General features: G+C 65.9%; 12 protein-coding genes. 5 read left to right on the top strand and 7 right to left on the bottom strand.

Annotated elements, in window-relative coordinates:
* From RR928_RS18085 to RR928_RS18055, 7 genes are all read right to left on the bottom strand, one after another.
* On the bottom strand, positions 1–612 hold a 612-nt coding region (locus tag RR928_RS18085), incomplete at its 3' end, for an alpha-hydroxy acid oxidase (RefSeq protein WP_332683628.1).
* 70 nt (positions 613–682) lie between these two features.
* Positions 683–1372: a Fe2+-dependent dioxygenase gene (locus RR928_RS18080; RefSeq protein ID WP_332683626.1), complete on the bottom strand. Its 690-nt coding sequence runs from the start codon at positions 1370–1372 to the stop codon at positions 683–685.
* A gap of 17 nt (positions 1373–1389) precedes the next feature.
* Positions 1390–3609: a TonB-dependent receptor gene (locus tag RR928_RS18075; RefSeq protein ID WP_332548069.1), complete on the bottom strand. Its 2220-nt coding sequence runs from the start codon at positions 3607–3609 to the stop codon at positions 1390–1392.
* 237 nt (positions 3610–3846) lie between these two features.
* A complete protein-coding gene (locus tag RR928_RS18070) occupies positions 3847–4149 on the bottom strand; it encodes an SWIB/MDM2 domain-containing protein (RefSeq protein WP_159918033.1) in 303 nt (100 codons plus the stop codon).
* A 257-nt stretch (positions 4150–4406) separates the two neighbouring features.
* A complete protein-coding gene (gene fhuE, locus RR928_RS18065; protein WP_332537857.1) occupies positions 4407–6791 on the bottom strand; it encodes a ferric-rhodotorulic acid/ferric-coprogen receptor FhuE in 2385 nt (794 codons plus the stop codon).
* Positions 6792–6888: 97 nt separating this feature from the next.
* Positions 6889–8178 carry a sigma-70 family RNA polymerase sigma factor gene (locus tag RR928_RS18060; protein ID WP_332537856.1) on the bottom strand — a complete coding sequence of 430 codons (1290 nt, stop codon included), beginning with the start codon at positions 8176–8178 and terminating at the stop codon, positions 6889–6891.
* Between the two features lie 69 nt (positions 8179–8247).
* Complete coding sequence (locus RR928_RS18055; RefSeq protein ID WP_332537855.1) at positions 8248–9147, bottom strand: LysR substrate-binding domain-containing protein; 900 nt, start codon at positions 9145–9147, stop codon at positions 8248–8250.
* Positions 9148–9303: 156 nt separating this feature from the next.
* On the opposite strand from RR928_RS18055, the gene RR928_RS18050 reads away from it, so the two are divergent.
* The 5 genes from RR928_RS18050 to RR928_RS18030 all read left to right on the top strand — a co-directional run.
* The gene (locus RR928_RS18050) at positions 9304–10296 is read left to right on the top strand and encodes a Bug family tripartite tricarboxylate transporter substrate binding protein (RefSeq protein WP_332548067.1); all 993 of its coding nucleotides are present in this window, start codon (positions 9304–9306) and stop codon (positions 10294–10296) included.
* A gap of 59 nt (positions 10297–10355) precedes the next feature.
* Positions 10356–11750: a 2-oxoadipate dioxygenase/decarboxylase HglS gene (gene hglS / locus RR928_RS18045; protein WP_332537853.1), complete on the top strand. Its 1395-nt coding sequence runs from the start codon at positions 10356–10358 to the stop codon at positions 11748–11750.
* Positions 11747–12994, top strand: coding sequence for an aminotransferase-like domain-containing protein (locus RR928_RS18040; RefSeq protein ID WP_332537852.1), 1248 nt, complete (start codon positions 11747–11749; stop codon positions 12992–12994). Before hglS ends, RR928_RS18040 begins: the two co-directional genes overlap by 4 nt.
* A gap of 205 nt (positions 12995–13199) precedes the next feature.
* A complete protein-coding gene (locus tag RR928_RS18035; protein WP_332537851.1) occupies positions 13200–14408 on the top strand; it encodes a D-alanyl-D-alanine carboxypeptidase family protein in 1209 nt (402 codons plus the stop codon).
* Between the two features lie 136 nt (positions 14409–14544).
* Positions 14545–15440 (top strand): radical SAM protein (locus tag RR928_RS18030; RefSeq protein WP_332683620.1); only part of this gene is annotated, 896 nt, incomplete at its 3' end.

The following is a 15440-nucleotide window of genomic DNA, read 5'->3' as shown; positions in this document are numbered from 1 at the left end:
CGCCAGGCCCTGCAGATTGACCGCGGAAATGCCCGCGGGCAGATGGAAGCCCGCGCGGCGCTCGCGGTCGCGCGCACCGGACACCGGCGCATCCACGGTCAGGACCAGCGCTTCGTAGCCCGCGCGCTCGACGCGCTGCACCAGTTCGCGCGTGAAGCCGCGGTCGTGCTGGAGGTAGAGCTGGAACCACAAGGGTCCGCGTCCCGCGGTGCCGAGCACCGCCTGGGCCGGCAGCTCCAGCGGCAGGCTGGCCTGGGTGCTGAGCGTGAAGCCTGCGCCCAGCGCGGCGGCCGCATAGGCGCTGGCGAGCTCGCCATCGGCATGGGCCAGGCGCTGGAAGGCCATGGGCGCGACCAGCAGCGGATGGGCGTATTCCCGGCCGAGCAACTGAACGCGGGTATGGCCCTGGGCCAGCGGGCGCAGCACGCGCGGCCACAGCGGCAAATCATCCCAGGCCGAGCGGTTGGCCTGCAGGCAGCGTTCGTCTGCCGCCCCGCCGCTGAAATACGCCCAGGCATTGGCATCGAGCACTTCGGCGGCGCGCCGCTCATGGTCGGCAAGGCAGACGATATCGGGGGCGACGCTTTGCAGGGCGGGAAGGGAGGAGGTCATGCGACGGCTGGGCGAGATCGAAGAGGTATTTATGCCACAGCGCGCAAGCGGGCGGACCGGGATCTGCGGCTCAGACGTCGGCCCACAGGCGCAGCAGGTTGTGGTAGGTGCCGGTCAGCTGCACCATGCTCGGGTGCTTTTCGCCGACTTCGGCGCGCAGCTTGAGCAGCGCCATGTCCATGTCGAACAGCATCTGGCGCTGCTCGGTGCTGCGCACCATGCTCTCGATCCAGAAGAAGCTCGCGATGCGCGCGCCGCGCGTGACGGGCGCGACCTGGTGTACGGTGCTGCTGGGGTAGAGGATCAGATCGCCCGCGGGCAGCTTGATGCGCCGCTCGCCCAGCGCTTCCTGGATCAGCAGTTCGCCGCCGTCGTATTCCTCGGGCGCGCTGAGAAACAGCGTGCAGGAAATGTCGCTGCGCACCCACTGCGCCGGGTTCTGCGAATGCAGCACGGCGCCGTCGATATGGGCGCCGTAGAAATTGGAGTCACCGCTGTAGCGGTTGAAAAGGGGGTTGAAGACGCGCTTGGGCAGGGCCGCTGAAAAGAACAGCGGATCCCTGGCCAGCGCGGCGCGCACCTTGGCCTGCAGCTGGTGCGAGACATCGCTGCCCTGCGCCAGTTGCAGATTGTGCTTGAACGACTGGGCCTGGCCGCCCGCGCTGGTCCTGCCATCCACCCAGGGCGCGTCGTCTCCGAGGAGCTGGCGCGCGCTGTGGACTTCGTCCGGAGTGAAAACCTGTTTCAGGTGCAGGAACATGGCGGGCAATGGCAGGATCAGAAGCGGGTCTTGACGGTCAGCTGCACGGTGCGCGCTGCGCCTGCCGTGTAGAAGCCGCGGTACAGCGAATCGGCGTACAGCTTGTCGCTCAGATTGGTGACGTTCAGCTTGAGCGAGGTCTTCTGGTCGAAAGTGTACTCAGCCATGGCATCGATGGTGGCAAAGCCGCTGGCCTCCAGGGCGCGCGAACCTTCGGGGCTTTGCTTGCCGCGGTAGGTCAGGCCTGCACCCAGGCGCAGCTTGGGAGTCACGGCATAGGTCGACCAGACGCTGCCGCTGTGCTTGGGCGTCAGGCCGGGACGGTCGCCACGGGCCTGGGCACCGCCGCCGTTGGCTGGGACCACGACCGTGCTGCGATCGATCTCGGCTTCGGGAATCCAGGTGTGGTTGTAGAAGATGTCCCACTTCGGCGTGATGTGGCCGGCCAGGTTGAATTCCATGCCTGCTGCATGGCGCTTGCCCGACAGCAGATAGCCCGGGTTGTCCGGATCGGTGTTGCGCTCGTTGAACTTCTCGCTGTAGAAGGCGGCGACGCCCAGCAGCGCGCGGCGTTCGAACAGCTCCCACTTGCCGCCGATTTCCAAATTGCGGCTCTTTTCGGGCGGGGTGTTGGCCAGCGACTCGGTGGTTGCGCTGACGTTGCTGAATTGATAGGTATCGCCCGACGTGTTGTACGAGGTGCCGAACGACACGTAGTACGAGGTCAGCTCATCGGGCTGGAAGATCGCACCGATGCGCGGGCTCCACAGGCCTTCCGACGTCGAGTCGGTCAGCGCACCCGTGGCATTGCGGTAGCTGGCCTTGAACTGGTCATAGCGCAGGCCGCCGACCAGCTTGACGGTCTCGGTCAGCGACATCGTGTCCTGGAAGTACAGGCCGATGTTCTGGGCCTTGAACGTGTTGAATGGCACGGGAGCGCGCAGGTCGGCCGCCGATGCGCCGTTGTTGGGCGTGCCCACCGAGGTCATCAGGTAGTTCGTCGCGGCGCTCGAATTGCCGTTGCTGTTGGCGTAGTTCGAGTTGCGGTCCGCATCGTCGTGGTAGTAATCCAGGCCCGCGATGATCTTGTGCTTGTTGCCGCCCCAGTTGAACTCGTTGGTGTAGTCGCTCTGGATCTGCGTCATCGTGCTCTCGCCGATGCGGCCCTTGGAGGTGCGCGTGATCGGCGTGCCCGACTGGATCTGGTCCAGCGACGTGATGGAGGAGCCGAAGCGGATCACGCTGGCCAGCAGGTCGCGCTCGTACTTGCCGTGGCGCAGGCGGGTCTGCAGCTCGCCGCCGTCGTCGAAGCGGTGGATATGACCCAGCGTCAGGTATTGCGACGAGGTGTTGAGGTGGTCGCTGTTGAGGCCGTAGTAGTTCTTGGCAGGCAGCGTGGGGATGATCTTGCCGTTGCTGGTGATCCAGGGCGAGTTGTAGTTCGGGCGGCCCTTGATGTCGAGGTAGTACAGGCCCACGGAGAATTCGTCGCGCGTGCCGATGCCCCAGGCAAACGTAGGCGCGATGCCGCGCTTTTCCTGCTTGGCGCCGTAGTTGTCGGCGTCGTGGATCATGGCGTTGACGCGCAGCGCCGCGTTCTCACCGGTCTTGAAGTTGAAGTCGCCTTGCGCGCGGTTGAATTTGCCCGTGCCCAGGGTGTACGAAATTTCGTGCTGGTCGATCAGCAGCGGTGCCTTGTTGACCTGATTGACCACGCCGCCCGTGGAGCCCTTGCCAAACAGCATGGAGGCCGAGCCCTTGAGCACTTCGACGCGGTCGTTGTTGAAGGTGTCGCGCTCATACAGCGGCGCGTCCTTCATGCCGTCGACATAGATGTCGCCGGCCTGGCCCAGCGAGAAGCCGCGCAGGCGCACATCTTCTTCGCCGGTTTCACCCGCCTGGAACGTGACGCCGGCGGTGGTGCGCAGCACTTCGCGGAAGTCGTCCTGGTTGCGGTCGTTCATCAGGCGTTCCGTGAACACCGTGACCGACTGGGGAATGTCCTTGATGTCCTGCTTGCCCTTGCCGACCGTGGTCTGCTTGATGAGCAGCGTGTCCTTGCTCTGCACTTCAGCGGCTTCGCGCACGGTCACCGTGCCCATGGTGGCTTCTGGCGCTGCGGGCGCCTGGGCCCAGCTGCCCACCGAGGCGGCAAGCATCAGCGCGCCCAGCGGCAGCAGTGCTTTGTCGGAGGAGGACGCGGGGAAGGCGACGGGGCCGAGTTCGGCTGCCGTCATGGGCGCTGTTTTCTTCAAGATAATGCTCCGGAAATGATGGTGGACTCTCAGCAAGAGCCGCTTGATTTTTGGACCGGAGAGCAGCGCCTGCGCTACTCTGTCGGCCGGAGCGAATCATAAATAGAAATGGGATTAATTCGCATTGCGTAGTTTGTTTTTTGCAACGCTTTTGCAAATTTCCCTGCCTGCAGACGAAAAAAAGCCGGCTAGCTGCCGGCTTCTTGAGGCGAGACGGAATTACTTCACGTGCTTGCCGATCAAGCCTGCCATTTCGAACATCGAAACTTGGGGCTTGCCGAACACTTCCTTGAGCTTCGCGTCGGCGTTGATCATGCGCTTGTTGGCTTCATCTTGCAGCTTGTTGGCCTTGATGTAGACCCACAGCTTGCTGATGACTTCCGTGCGTGGCAGCGGAGCCGAACCCACGACCGCGGCCAGGGCCGGGCTGGGGGTCAGGGGTTTCATGAAGGCGGCGTTGGGGGTGCGTTTCTTAGCGGGTGTCGCAGAAGCTGCGGCCGGTGCCTTCTTTGCAGTTGCCATGTTGCTTTTCCTAGTTGGTGATAATTCTGGACCAATGCCAAGCATGCGCTTCTTATCGGTTCAACAGATGCTACTGGGAAATTTTCTGCTTTCCAAGTAGCGCAAGCGCTTTTTTGCCTCGAATTGTTGCGCCAGTGCACTGTAAATGCCTCCAAGGCCCCGGGGAAGGCCCTTTGCCTCACGTTTTCCCGGGGCCGGCGCGCGCTTTGGCGGTGCGCGCCGGCGGCCCCATTAGGCGCGCAAAGGCCTGTCGGCGCTCAGAATTTGTGGTTCAACGTGGCCATGACGCTGCGCGGCGCACCCCAGGCACCATGGCTGTAGTAGCCGATCTGGCTGTAATACGTGCGGTCGAAGAGGTTGTTGACATTGACTTGTAACGAAGTGCGTGAATTGAGTTGGTAGCGCGCCATCAGGCTGAAAAGTGCATACGCATCCTGCTGCACGCGCTCGCTGCCGTTCGGACCGCTGGCGATGGTGTAGTTGCTGCTTTGCCAGTTGACGCCGCCGCCCAGCGTCAGACCGCTCAAGCTGCCGTTCAGGCGATAGGTCGTGAACACCCGCAGCAAGGTGCGCGGCTGGTTGGTGTTGACCGCCGCATCCGAAGCATCTTTGGCGGTGTAGTGCGTGAAGCCGCCGGACACATTCCAGCCGGGCTGGACTTCACCCGACACGTCGATGTCGAAACCGGTGCTCCTCACGCCCTTGGCACCATAGTAGGCCTGATCGAGCCCGCCAGGGATCATGTGGTCGCCATCGGCCTGGGCCAGATTCTCCTGCTGGATGCGGAACAGCGCCAGCGAGGTGTTGAGCTTGCCGCCCTGCAGGCTTTTCTTGATCCCCAGCTCGAAGTTCTTGCCGACGATGGGGTCGAGGTAGCGGCCTGTGCGGTCGCGTGCATCCTGCGGATTGAAGATGCTGGTGTAGCTGGCATAGGCCGTGGTGTGCGGGCCCAGGTCATAGGTCAGGCCCGCATAGGGAATGAACTTGTGATCTTCGCGCAGGTAGTCCACGTTGCTGTCGCGCCAGGTGCTGTAGCGTCCGCCGACGATCAGGTTCGCTGCGTCGCTCAGCGAAAAACGGGCCGCGCCATAGTAGCCGCGCTGCGTGACCTTGCCCTGGTCAAGCGTGCGGGTGGGGCTCCAGCCAGGCTCGGGGTAGCTGCCGTCCCAGCCGTTGCCAAACACCACGGGTGCGAGGTCCTGCGCCTGCTGGTAGTCGTAGCGGTACTTCTGCGCGCTGCTCAGCAGGCCGAAGGTCAGCTCATGCTTGCGGCCCAGCAGCTCGATCGGGCCGCCCAGCTGGGCATTGATGCTGTCCTGCGCGCGGTAGCCGTTGTAGATGCTGCCGATGGCGCGCATTCCGGCGCCGGTGCTGACATCGGGCCAGCCTATCAGGAAGATCAGTTTGGTATCGAGCGCCTGCTTGCTGTGGGTCAGGCCCAGGTTGGCTTTCCAGTCGTTGTCGAAGCGGTGTTCGAGGTTGGCAAACGCGGTCCTGGTCTGCGTGGCCCAGTAGGCCCAGTCGGCCGCAGGCGTTGCCGAACGGTCCCAGTGGGTGCGCGTGCCATCGGCGTACCACAGCGGGAATCCGCCCCAGGGCGTGCCCTTGGGGTCGTTGTCCTGGTAGTCGGCGCCCACGCTCAGCCTGGTCGAGGACGTCAGATCGGCATCGATCACGCCGTAGAAGACCTGCTTTTTCACGCTGCTCAGATTCACATAGGAGTCCGAGTCCTGGTAGGCGGCGACGACGCGGCCGCGAATGCGGCCGTCGGCGGTGATGGGCGTGGAGAGATCGACCGAGCCCCGGTAGTTGCTCCATGAGCCCAGGCCCAGCGACAGTTCGCCCGCGAGCTCCTTGCTGTCGGCGCGCTTGCGCACCAGATTGATCGACGCGGCGGGATTGCCGGCGCCGGTCAGCAGCCCGGTCGCGCCGCGCACGACCTCGACGCGGTCATAGAGCGCGGCGTCGAGTTCGGCCTCGCCCGCATACCAGTTCGACGTGCCCGCGGTGGGGATGCCGTCGTACATGAAGTTGGTTATCGGGAAGCCGCGCGCGTAGTAGGTCATGCGGTTGCCATCGTTGATGCTGGCCGAAATGCCGGTGGTGTTGGCCAGCAGCTCGGTCAGGTTCTGCAGCCGCTGGTCTTCGATGCGCTGCTGGGTCACGATGCTGACCGACTGCGGTGTGTCTTTCAGCGACAGCGCCAGGCCGGTCGCGGCCGATGTGGCACGCGTGGTGTACGAACGCGTGCCCTCGGTGGTCGCCGATGGCACGGCCTGGGCGACCACGGTGACCGCGGCCATGGTCTGCCCCGCGGCGTCGGCGGGCAGGCGCTGAATGGTCAGCGTATTGCCTTCGAGCCGGCCCTGCAGGCCGCTGCCCTGTAGCATTTCGCCGAGTGCGCTGCGCGCATCGCGCACGCCCTGGATGCGCGGCGCCTGCTTGCCCTGCACCTGTTCGGGCGAGAACGCGAGCTGCAGGCCGGACTGGTCGGCCAGCGCCTTGAGCGCGCTGGCCAGCGGCTGGGCCGGAATGTCGAAGCGCCTGTCCTGCGCCATGGCGGACTGCAGGCTCAGCGCGAAACCAAGGGCGGCGACGGCGCAGGCCAGACGGGTGCGGCGTGCGGGGAATTTCTTCTGCATGGATGGGACCTGGTTGGGTTGTTGAAGGCTCTCAACCTGTAAGACCCACAGAACGCAAAAACAGGGCAGACTTTTTTGGCAGGTCGCGCGGCGCGGGCTAGCGGCGATCGATTTCCATGCTGCCGTCGGGGTGCCGGATGACGCGCACCGGCAGCACGTTCGGCAGCGAAGCGATCCAGCCGCGCGCATCCACGATGCGCACCGTGCCGCTGATCGGCAGGTGGGCGACGGCGGGCGTGGCGCGCAGCGGCGCGGGCGAATAGCGCGCGACGCGCGCCAGCGCCTGGTCCAGCCGCACGGCGTCGAAATCGAGCTCGCCCTTGCGCCAGGAAGCGGGGCTGGTGACTTGCGTCGCAATGACGGTGTCGGGTTTCACGCGCAGGCTTTGGCCTGCGCTCAGCTCGGTGGTCTGTCCGTGGGCCACTACCTGCACCAGGCCGGACTCGACCTGCACCGCGATGTTGTCGCCGCCGTCGATTTCCACGCCAAAGCGCGTTCCGAGCACGGTTACCTTGGTGCCCAGCGCGTGCACGACAAAAGGCCGGTCCGCGTCCCTTTGCACCGCGAAGAACGCCGCGCCCGCATGCAGCCGCAGCGCGCGCACGTCGGCCGAGAAATCGATGTCGATGCGGCTGAGCGCATCGAGCGTCAGCTCCGAGCCGTCGGGCAGGCTGCGCTGCAGCATGCGCCCGCGCAGCGTGGCCAGCGTGGTCTGGTAGCGCAAGGCTTCGCGCTGCAGCAACTGCCAGATCGCCGTGCTGCCCAGGCCCACGGTGAAAACGCCCAGCAGCGCCGTGAGCGATTTGCGCCGGCTGCGCGTCTGCGCCGCGCCGGCGGTTTTTTTCGCGCCCGCAGGCGACTGGCGCCAGTGGTGCAGCGCGTCTTCGATGCCGCGCGTGGCCTGGGTGATGTCGCGCTTGACGGTGTCGATGGAGACGCCCAGGCGCCGGGCAATGTCGATTTGCTTTTCATCCTCCAGGCCATGGGCCAGGTAGACCTCGCGCGCGCGCGCCGGCAGACCGGCCAGCGCCCGTTCGACGGCTTCCACGGCCTGGCGGTACATCGCGGAGTCGGCCACGTCGGGCGCCTGGGCTGGCGACACGGCGTCGATCTGCGCGCATTCGGCCAGATGCATCTGCATCCAGTGGCCGCGGCGCAGATGGTTCATGACCAGGTTGTGCGAGATGGTGAACAGATAGGCGCGCGGATCGGCCAGCGCCGCGTCCTTCTCGGGAGCGCGCTCGGCAATGCGCAGCCAGGTGTCATGCGCGAGCGCGCGCGCCTCATCTGCATTGCCCGTACGGCGCGCGATGTAGCGCACCAGTTCGGCATAGTGCTGGGAGAACGCGCCAAGAAGGGCGTTGTGCAAGGGAGAGGAGGGCGTCATGGGCGCTGGAATCATATCTCATCATGAGAATGATTCTCAATATGGTGACCTGCCCGTGGGCCTCAGGCTCTAGCTGCAGGCGAAATCGTGCGCCGCCGCCAGCAGCCACTCGCGCAGCCCGGCCACCGCGTCGCTGGTTGGACGCGAGTCGGGCGTCACGAAGTAATAGGCGTTGGACGAGCGCAGGAAGTGCCTGACCGGAGAAAGCAGTTCGCCCTTGATCAAATACTGCTCGACCAGAAAGCGCGGCACCAGGCCCAGGCCCAGCCCCGCGCGTACCGCGCTGATGACCATGGTGTGGTGCTCGAAGCGCGCGCCGCTCATGGGGTTGGCCAGGTCCACGCCGGCGGACTCTATCCAATGTTTCCAGTCAAGCGCGCGCGAAGCGAGGTGCAGCCGCGGGGCCATCGCCACTTCCTGCGCCGACACTTGCGTTCTTCCCGCGAAAAAGTCGGGGCGGCAGACAACGATGGACTCCTCGCCGAACAGCAGATCGGTGCGCGCTCCGGGGTAGACATCGGTGCCGTAGTGGATGGAAGCGTCGTAGGGCGCGCCGTCGAAGAAAAAGAAATCGGTCTTGGCGCTGATGTTGACGACCACTTGCGGGTGCCTGGCATAGAAGTCGGGCAGGCGCGGAATCAGCCACTCGACGGCCAGCGTGGGCACGCAGGCCAGCTCGACGATTCCGCCCGAGCCTTCGTGCGCCATCACGTCGAGCGTGTTGCGTTCGAGCTGCGCGAGCACCTCGCGCACCTGGCGGCTGTAGGCGGCGCCGGCCGCGGTCAGCGTCACGCGCTTGTTGGCGCGGCGGAACAATTCCACGCCCAGGAACTTCTCCAGCGCGATGATTTGCCGCGACACCGCGCTTTCGGTGATGAACAGGTCTTTCGCCGCGCGCCGCAGATTGAGATGCGAGGCCGCGGCCTCGAATGCGCGCAGGCTGCTCAGGCTGGGAATGCGTTGTCTCATGCTGGCCTACTTGATGACTTTTGGTTGTCATTGTAGGTAAATAATTCGCTTTGGAGACTTGGCTTGATGAGTAATGATGCCGGCCATCACCCGTTCAGCGTGAGCGCGTGATGTCGGCCCGGAGCAAGCCGACTCCACCCCATAAGGAAAACATCAATGAAGCGTCTCGTCCGTTCTATCGTCCAAGCCAGCGTGGTCGCCGGCTCCCTGGTCTGCGCCGCCGCCAGCGCCGCGCCTTTCCCTGAAAAGCCGGTGCGCATCATCGTTCCGTATCTGGCCGGAGGCACGACCGACATGGTGACGCGCGTGGTCGGCGACCAGTTGTCGCTGCTGTGGAAGCAGCCCGTCGTGGTCGACAACCGCCCCGGTGCCGCGGGCATGGTCGGCACCAGCGGCGCGGCGAATTCGCCCGCGGACGGCTATACGCTGCTGGTCGGCTCGGTCGGCGAGTTCTCGATCAATCCGGCGCTGTACAAGAAGATCGCCTACAACGCCGATACCGACTTCTCGCCGGTCTCGCTGATCGCCCGCGTGCCCAACGTCCTGGTGATCTCGCCGGTGTTCGCCGAGCGCGCGCGCATTCAGACGCTGGCCGACCTGGTCGCCTACGCCAAGGCCCATCCCAAAAGCGTGAACATGGCTTCGGCGGGCGCGGGCACATCGACCCATCTGGTCGGCGAGCTGTTCCAGCGCATGACCAAGATCGAGATGAGCCACATTCCCTACAAGGGCAGCAGCGCCGCGATTGCCGACCTGCTGGGCGGCAGCGTCGACGTGATGTTCGACAACCTGCCTTCGTCGCTGTCGTTCATTCGCTCGGGCAAGCTCAAGGCGCTGGCCGTGACCACCGCGGCGCGCTCGCCCGCGCTGCCTGACGTTCCCACGATTGCCGCGGCCGCCGCGCTGCCCGAGTACGACGCGGGCCCGTGGTTTGGTCTGCTGGCGCCCAGCAAGACGCCCGATGCGGTGACCAAGAAGATCAACGAGGACCTGGTGCGTGTTTTGCAGCTGCCCGTGGTGCAGGCCAAGATGCGCGAAGCCGGTGCCGAGCCCAGCCCGACGACGCGTGCGGAGTTCGCCGAAGTCCTCAAGCGCGATCGCGTGAAGTGGGGCGACATCGTGAAAGCTTCCGGCGCCACGGTGGATTGAATGGGCAATGGCGGGGGCGCTTCATCCGACATCGGCCCCCGCCGATCTTTGGTTACATCATGAGCAATATGAACAGCAATTCGTCCTTCGTCGCCGCAGACGAGATCCGCGCACGTTTCTCGCACGCCATGTCGGCCATGTACCGCCAGGAAGTGCCGCAGTACGGGACGCTGGTGGATCTGGTGGCCGACATCAACACCCGCACCTTGAACGCCGAGCCCGCGCTGCATGCGCAGCTGGCGCGCGCGGATGAGCTCGATCGCCTGGATGTGGAGCGCCATGGCGCGATCCGCGTGGGCACGGCGGCCGAACTGGCAACGTTGCGGCGTCTGTTCGCGGTCATGGGCATGGAGCCCGTGGGCTATTACGACCTGTCCGTGGCCGGCGTCCCCGTGCATTCGACGGCTTTCCGTCCGGTCAGCGATGCCGCGCTGCTGAGCAATCCTTTCCGCGTGTTCACTTCACTGCTGCGCCTGGAGCTGATCACCGACGCCGCGCTGCGCCAGAAGGCCGCCGACATCCTCGCGCGCCGCAACATCTTCACGCCGCGCGCACTCGAGTTGATCTCCCAGTGCGAAGCCGAGGGCGGCCTGTCTGCAGCGCACGCCGACGATTTCGTGCGCGAGGCGCTGGAGACCTTCCGTTGGCACAACACGGCCACGGTCGACGCGCAGACCTACCGCGCGCTGCAGGCGTCGCACCGCCTGGTCGCGGACGTGGTCTGCTTTCGCGGACCGCACATCAATCACCTCACGCCGCGCACGCTGGACATCGACGCCGCCCAGGCCGCGATGCCCGCGCGCGGCATGGATGCCAAGGACGTGGTCGAAGGCCCGCCGCGGCGCGACTGCCCCATTTTGCTGCGCCAGACCAGCTTCAAGGCGCTGCAGGAGACGGTGCGCTTCACCGACGATGAAGGCGCGCATACCGCGCGCTTCGGCGAGATCGAGCAGCGCGGTGTCGCGCTCACGCGCAAGGGCAGAGCGCTCTATGACGCACTGCTGACCGAAGTGCGCGACATGAGCAACGCAGGCAGCGCCGCGCCCGATTACACGCAGCGGCTGGAGCAGGCATTTCGCGCCTTTCCCGACGACCATGGCGCGCTGCAGGCCCAGGGCCTGGCGTTCTATCGCTATAGCCTGACGGCCATCGGCCATGTGCAAGCGCGAGCGGCGGATGCCGAAGTCAGTCTGCAGCCGCTGCTGGCCAAGGGCTGGGTGCAGGCCGATCCGATCACCTACGAAGATTTCCTGCCCGTGAGCGCGGCCGGCATCTTCCAGTCCAACCTGGGCGGCGAAGAGCAAAAGCAGTACCAGGCGAATGCCGCGCAGCAGGCCTTCGAGGCCGCGCTGGGCGCGCAGGTGCATGATGAAATCGCGCTGTACGAGGCCGCGCAGCAGCGCTCCATCGATCAGTTGCGCGCGCAGCTGCGCAGCGCGGCGGCGGCCGCATGAGCGCGCCGCATGCACAGGCCGGCATGCCGGCGTTTGCCGCGATGTTCGCCCAGCCCGCGGGCTCGCCCATCCGGGAACTGTTTCCTTACCTCAGCCAGCCGGGAATGATCTCGCTGGCGGGCGGCTATCCATCGCCCAGCCTGTTTGACGCCGAGGGGCTGGCGCTGGCCGCGACCCAGGCCATGGCCAGCGGCCCGCAGGCGCTGCAGTATTGCGCGACCGAAGGCCTGCCGGCGCTGCGCGAAGCGCTGGCGGCGCAGACGCGCGCGCGCGGCATGCAGGCCGGCGCCGAGCAGCTGCTTGTGACCACGGGCTCGCAGCAGGCGTTCGATCTGCTGGTGCGGGTGCTGATCGAGCCGGGTGATACCGTGCTGGTCGAAGTGCCGGCCTATCCCGCGACGCTGCAGGCCTTGCGCCTGGCGCAGGCGCGCATCGTTCCCGTGCCCATGGACGAGCATGGCCTGCAGACCGAGGCCCTGGCCGAGCTGCTGCGCGACCTGCCCGCAGCGCAGCGCCCCAAGCTGCTCTATACCGTGCCGAACTTCTCCAATCCTCGCGGCACCTTGCTGAGCGCCCAGCGGCGCCAGGCCCTGGTGGAGCTGGCCAGCACCCATGGCTTCTGGGTGGTCGAGGACGACCCGTATGGCGAGCTGTGCTTCGACGCCGCGGACGGCAGCACGCCGCCCATGCCCACGGCGCTGCGCACGCTGGGCGAGCGGCTGGGCGCTGCCGTCAATCCGGTGATCTACCTTTCCAGTCTTTCCAAGACGGTCGCCCCGGCCTTGCGCGTGGGCTGGATGCTGGCCGATGCCGAGCTGCTGCGCCGCTGCACCATCGCCAAGCAGACGGTCGATCTGTGCACCTCGCCGCTGGCGCAGATGGTCGCGGCCGCGTACTTGCAAAGCGGGCGCTATCCGGCCTGCGTGCAGCGCGCGCGCGCCGAGTACCAGCGGCGCATGCAGGCGCTGGTGCAGGGCATCGAGGGCCAGCTCGACGGCCTGGTGCATTGCGCCGCGCCTGCGGGCGGGATGTTCGTCTGGGCGACGTTTGCGCAGTCCATAGACCCGCAGGCGCTGTTCGACGCCGCGGTCGCGCGCCAGGTGCTCTATGTTCCCGGCAAGGCGTTCTATCCCGAGAATGCGCCGGTGCACGCCATGCGCCTGTCGTTTGCCGCGCCCGACGTGGCGCAGATCGAGCAGGCCGTGCAGCGGCTGGCCGCGGCCGTGGCCCAGGTCCGGCGCTGAACACGTGGGGCGCTGCTGCGCCCCACGCCTGGCCGGCCGCAAAGCCCTGCGCGCCGCTATGGCGACCGGCATGGCAGGCCGGCGAAGTCGGCAATGCCGCGCCGCGCGCGTGCCTTCAATACGCTTGCTGACAAAATCTCTGGCATGTATGCCCAAAAAGCCGCATTGAGTCCGCCACAATGAGGCAATCACGACGGGGAATTCCATGCAATCCAGAAAATTTGCCTTCCTGCCTCTCGTATTCGCGCTCGCCGCGGGCGCGCTGCTGCCCGGCGCGGCGACCGCAGCCAAACCTGCTGCGCAGAAAAAGCCTGCAGTCGAAGCCCCGGCGCCGTTGGCCGGGCAATCCGTGGTCGAAGGCGGCGTGCCGGCCATTCCGGCCAAGGCCTGGCTGCTGATGGACGCCGACTCGGGCGAAGTGCTGGCGTCGGCCAATCCCGATGAGCCGCTGCCGCCCGCGTCGCTCACCAAGATGATGACCAGCTTCCTGGTCGAACAGGCGCTGCGCTCGGGCAAGCTCAAGGAAGGCGATCTGGTCTCGGTCAGCGAGAACGCCTGGTGCCGGGGTTCGAGCACCGAGTCGTGCATGTATCTGCCGCTCAACGGCCAGGCCACGGTGATCGACATCCTGCGCGGCATCGTCATCCAGTCGGGCAATGACGCGTCCAAGGCGATCGCCGAACACATGGCCGGCTCGGAAGAGGGCTTCGCCAAGCTGATGAACGCCGAGGCCAAGCGCCTGGGCATGACGCACACCAATTTCGTCAACGCCACGGGCTTGCCCGATCCGGCGCACAAGTCGTCGGCGCGCGACCTGGCCATCCTCGCGCGGGCCATCATCCGCGACAGCTCCAACTACTATTCGCTCTACGCCGAACGCGAGTTCAAGTACAACAACATCAAGCAGGGCAACCGCAATGCCTTGCTCTACACGGACTCCACGGTGGACGGACTGAAGACCGGCCACACCCAGGAAGCCGGCTACTGCCTGGTCACCTCGTCCAAGCGCAACGACATGCGCCTGATCACGGTCATCCTCAACACGCACAGCGCCAAGGCGCGGGCCGACGAGAGCCGCAAGCTGCTGGGCTGGGGATTCAGCCGCTTCGAGAAGGCCAGCCCGATCCAGCCGGGCGCTGTGGTCACGGATGCCAAGATACGCTTCGGCAAGGCCGACACGGTTGCCGCCGGCCTGGGCGCGCCCTGGACGCTGACCGTGCCGCGCGGCCAGAAGCTGCAGACCTCGGTGCAGGTGAAGCCCGACCTGGAGGCGCCGGTGACCAAGGGCGCGGTGATCGGCAAGGTGGTCGCCGAGTCGAACGGCAAGCCGATTGGCGAAGCGCCGCTGGTTGCGCAGGCGGATGTGGAGCGCGCGGGCTTCATGCTGCGCATGTGGCAGTACCTGGTCAAGTAAGGCGCGTGCCGCGGCGCAGGCGCGCCGTCGCCGGCCCGGCGAAGCACGCATTGTGGGGTGAGCGTATAAGGGAAATTCCCGGTCTCGCATACAATACTCGCCCCACCCATCCGCCAGGTCGCCCTGCGAAAAACAAATGAGATCAGATACTTTTGACGCAGTCGCGACGTCTGCCAGCGCCCACATTCCGAAGATCGGCTTCGTCAGCCTGGGCTGCCCCAAGGCGCTGACCGACTCCGAACTGATACTCACGCAGCTCAGCGCCGAAGGCTATGCCACGTCCAAGACCTTCGATGGCGCGGATCTGGTGATCGTCAACACCTGCGGCTTCATCGATGACGCCGTGAAGGAAAGCCTGGACACCATCGCCGAGGCGCTGGCGGAAAACGGCAAGGTCATCGTCACCGGCTGCCTGGGCGCGAAGTCCGCGTCCGACGGCAGCAACATGGTGCGCCAGATCCACCCCAGCGTGCTGGCCGTGACCGGCCCGCACGCGACCCAGGAGGTGATGGACGCGGTCCACACCCACCTGCCCAAGCCGCACGATCCGTTCCTCGATCTGATCCCCGGCGCGTTCGGCGAAGCCGGGCTCAAGCTCACGCCCAAGCACTACGCCTACCTGAAGATCAGCGAAGGCTGCAACCACCGCTGCACGTTCTGCATCATCCCCTCGATGCGCGGCGACATGGTGTCGCGTCCCATCGGCGATGTGCTCAAGGAAGCCAAGGCGCTGTTCGAGGGCGGCGTCAAGGAACTGCTGGTCATCAGCCAGGACACTTCGGCCTATGGCGTCGATGTGAAGTACCGCACGGGTTTCTGGGACGGCAAGCCCGTCAAGACCCGCATGTTGGAGCTGGTGCAGGCGCTGGGCGAGCTCGCCGAGCCGCATGGCGCCTGGGTGCGACTGCACTATGTCTACCCATACCCCAGCGTGGACGAGATCATTCCGCTGATGGCTTCGGGCCGCGTTCTGCCTTACCTCGACGTGCCGCTGCAGCACAGCCACCCCGATGTGCTCAAGCGCATGAAGCG

The sequence above is a fragment of the Comamonas sp. genome (assembly GCF_036666375.1).
Classification (GTDB): Bacteria; Pseudomonadota; Gammaproteobacteria; order Burkholderiales; family Burkholderiaceae_C; genus Comamonas.
This window is presented reverse-complemented; position numbering and strand designations above follow the sequence as displayed.

What these genes read in the sequence shown, in the direction of transcription:
- RR928_RS18080 (WP_332683626.1), bottom strand. Translation starts at nt 1,372, where the DNA reads ATGTTCCTGCACCTGAAACAGGTTTTCACTCCGGACGAAGTCCACAGC.
- RR928_RS18075 (WP_332548069.1), bottom strand. Translation starts at nt 3,609, where the DNA reads ATGACGGCAGCCGAACTCGGCCCCGTCGCCTTCCCCGCGTCCTCCTCC.
- RR928_RS18070 (WP_159918033.1), bottom strand. Translation starts at nt 4,149, where the DNA reads ATGGCAACTGCAAAGAAGGCACCGGCCGCAGCTTCTGCGACACCCGCT.
- fhuE (WP_332537857.1), bottom strand. Translation starts at nt 6,791, where the DNA reads ATGCAGAAGAAATTCCCCGCACGCCGCACCCGTCTGGCCTGCGCCGTC.
- RR928_RS18060 (WP_332537856.1), bottom strand. Translation starts at nt 8,178, where the DNA reads ATGACGCCCTCCTCTCCCTTGCACAACGCCCTTCTTGGCGCGTTCTCC.
- RR928_RS18055 (WP_332537855.1), bottom strand. Translation starts at nt 9,147, where the DNA reads ATGAGACAACGCATTCCCAGCCTGAGCAGCCTGCGCGCATTCGAGGCC.
- RR928_RS18050 (WP_332548067.1), top strand. Translation starts at nt 9,304, where the DNA reads ATGAAGCGTCTCGTCCGTTCTATCGTCCAAGCCAGCGTGGTCGCCGGC.
- hglS (WP_332537853.1), top strand. Translation starts at nt 10,356, where the DNA reads ATGAGCAATATGAACAGCAATTCGTCCTTCGTCGCCGCAGACGAGATC.
- RR928_RS18040 (WP_332537852.1), top strand. Translation starts at nt 11,747, where the DNA reads ATGAGCGCGCCGCATGCACAGGCCGGCATGCCGGCGTTTGCCGCGATG.
- RR928_RS18035 (WP_332537851.1), top strand. Translation starts at nt 13,200, where the DNA reads ATGCAATCCAGAAAATTTGCCTTCCTGCCTCTCGTATTCGCGCTCGCC.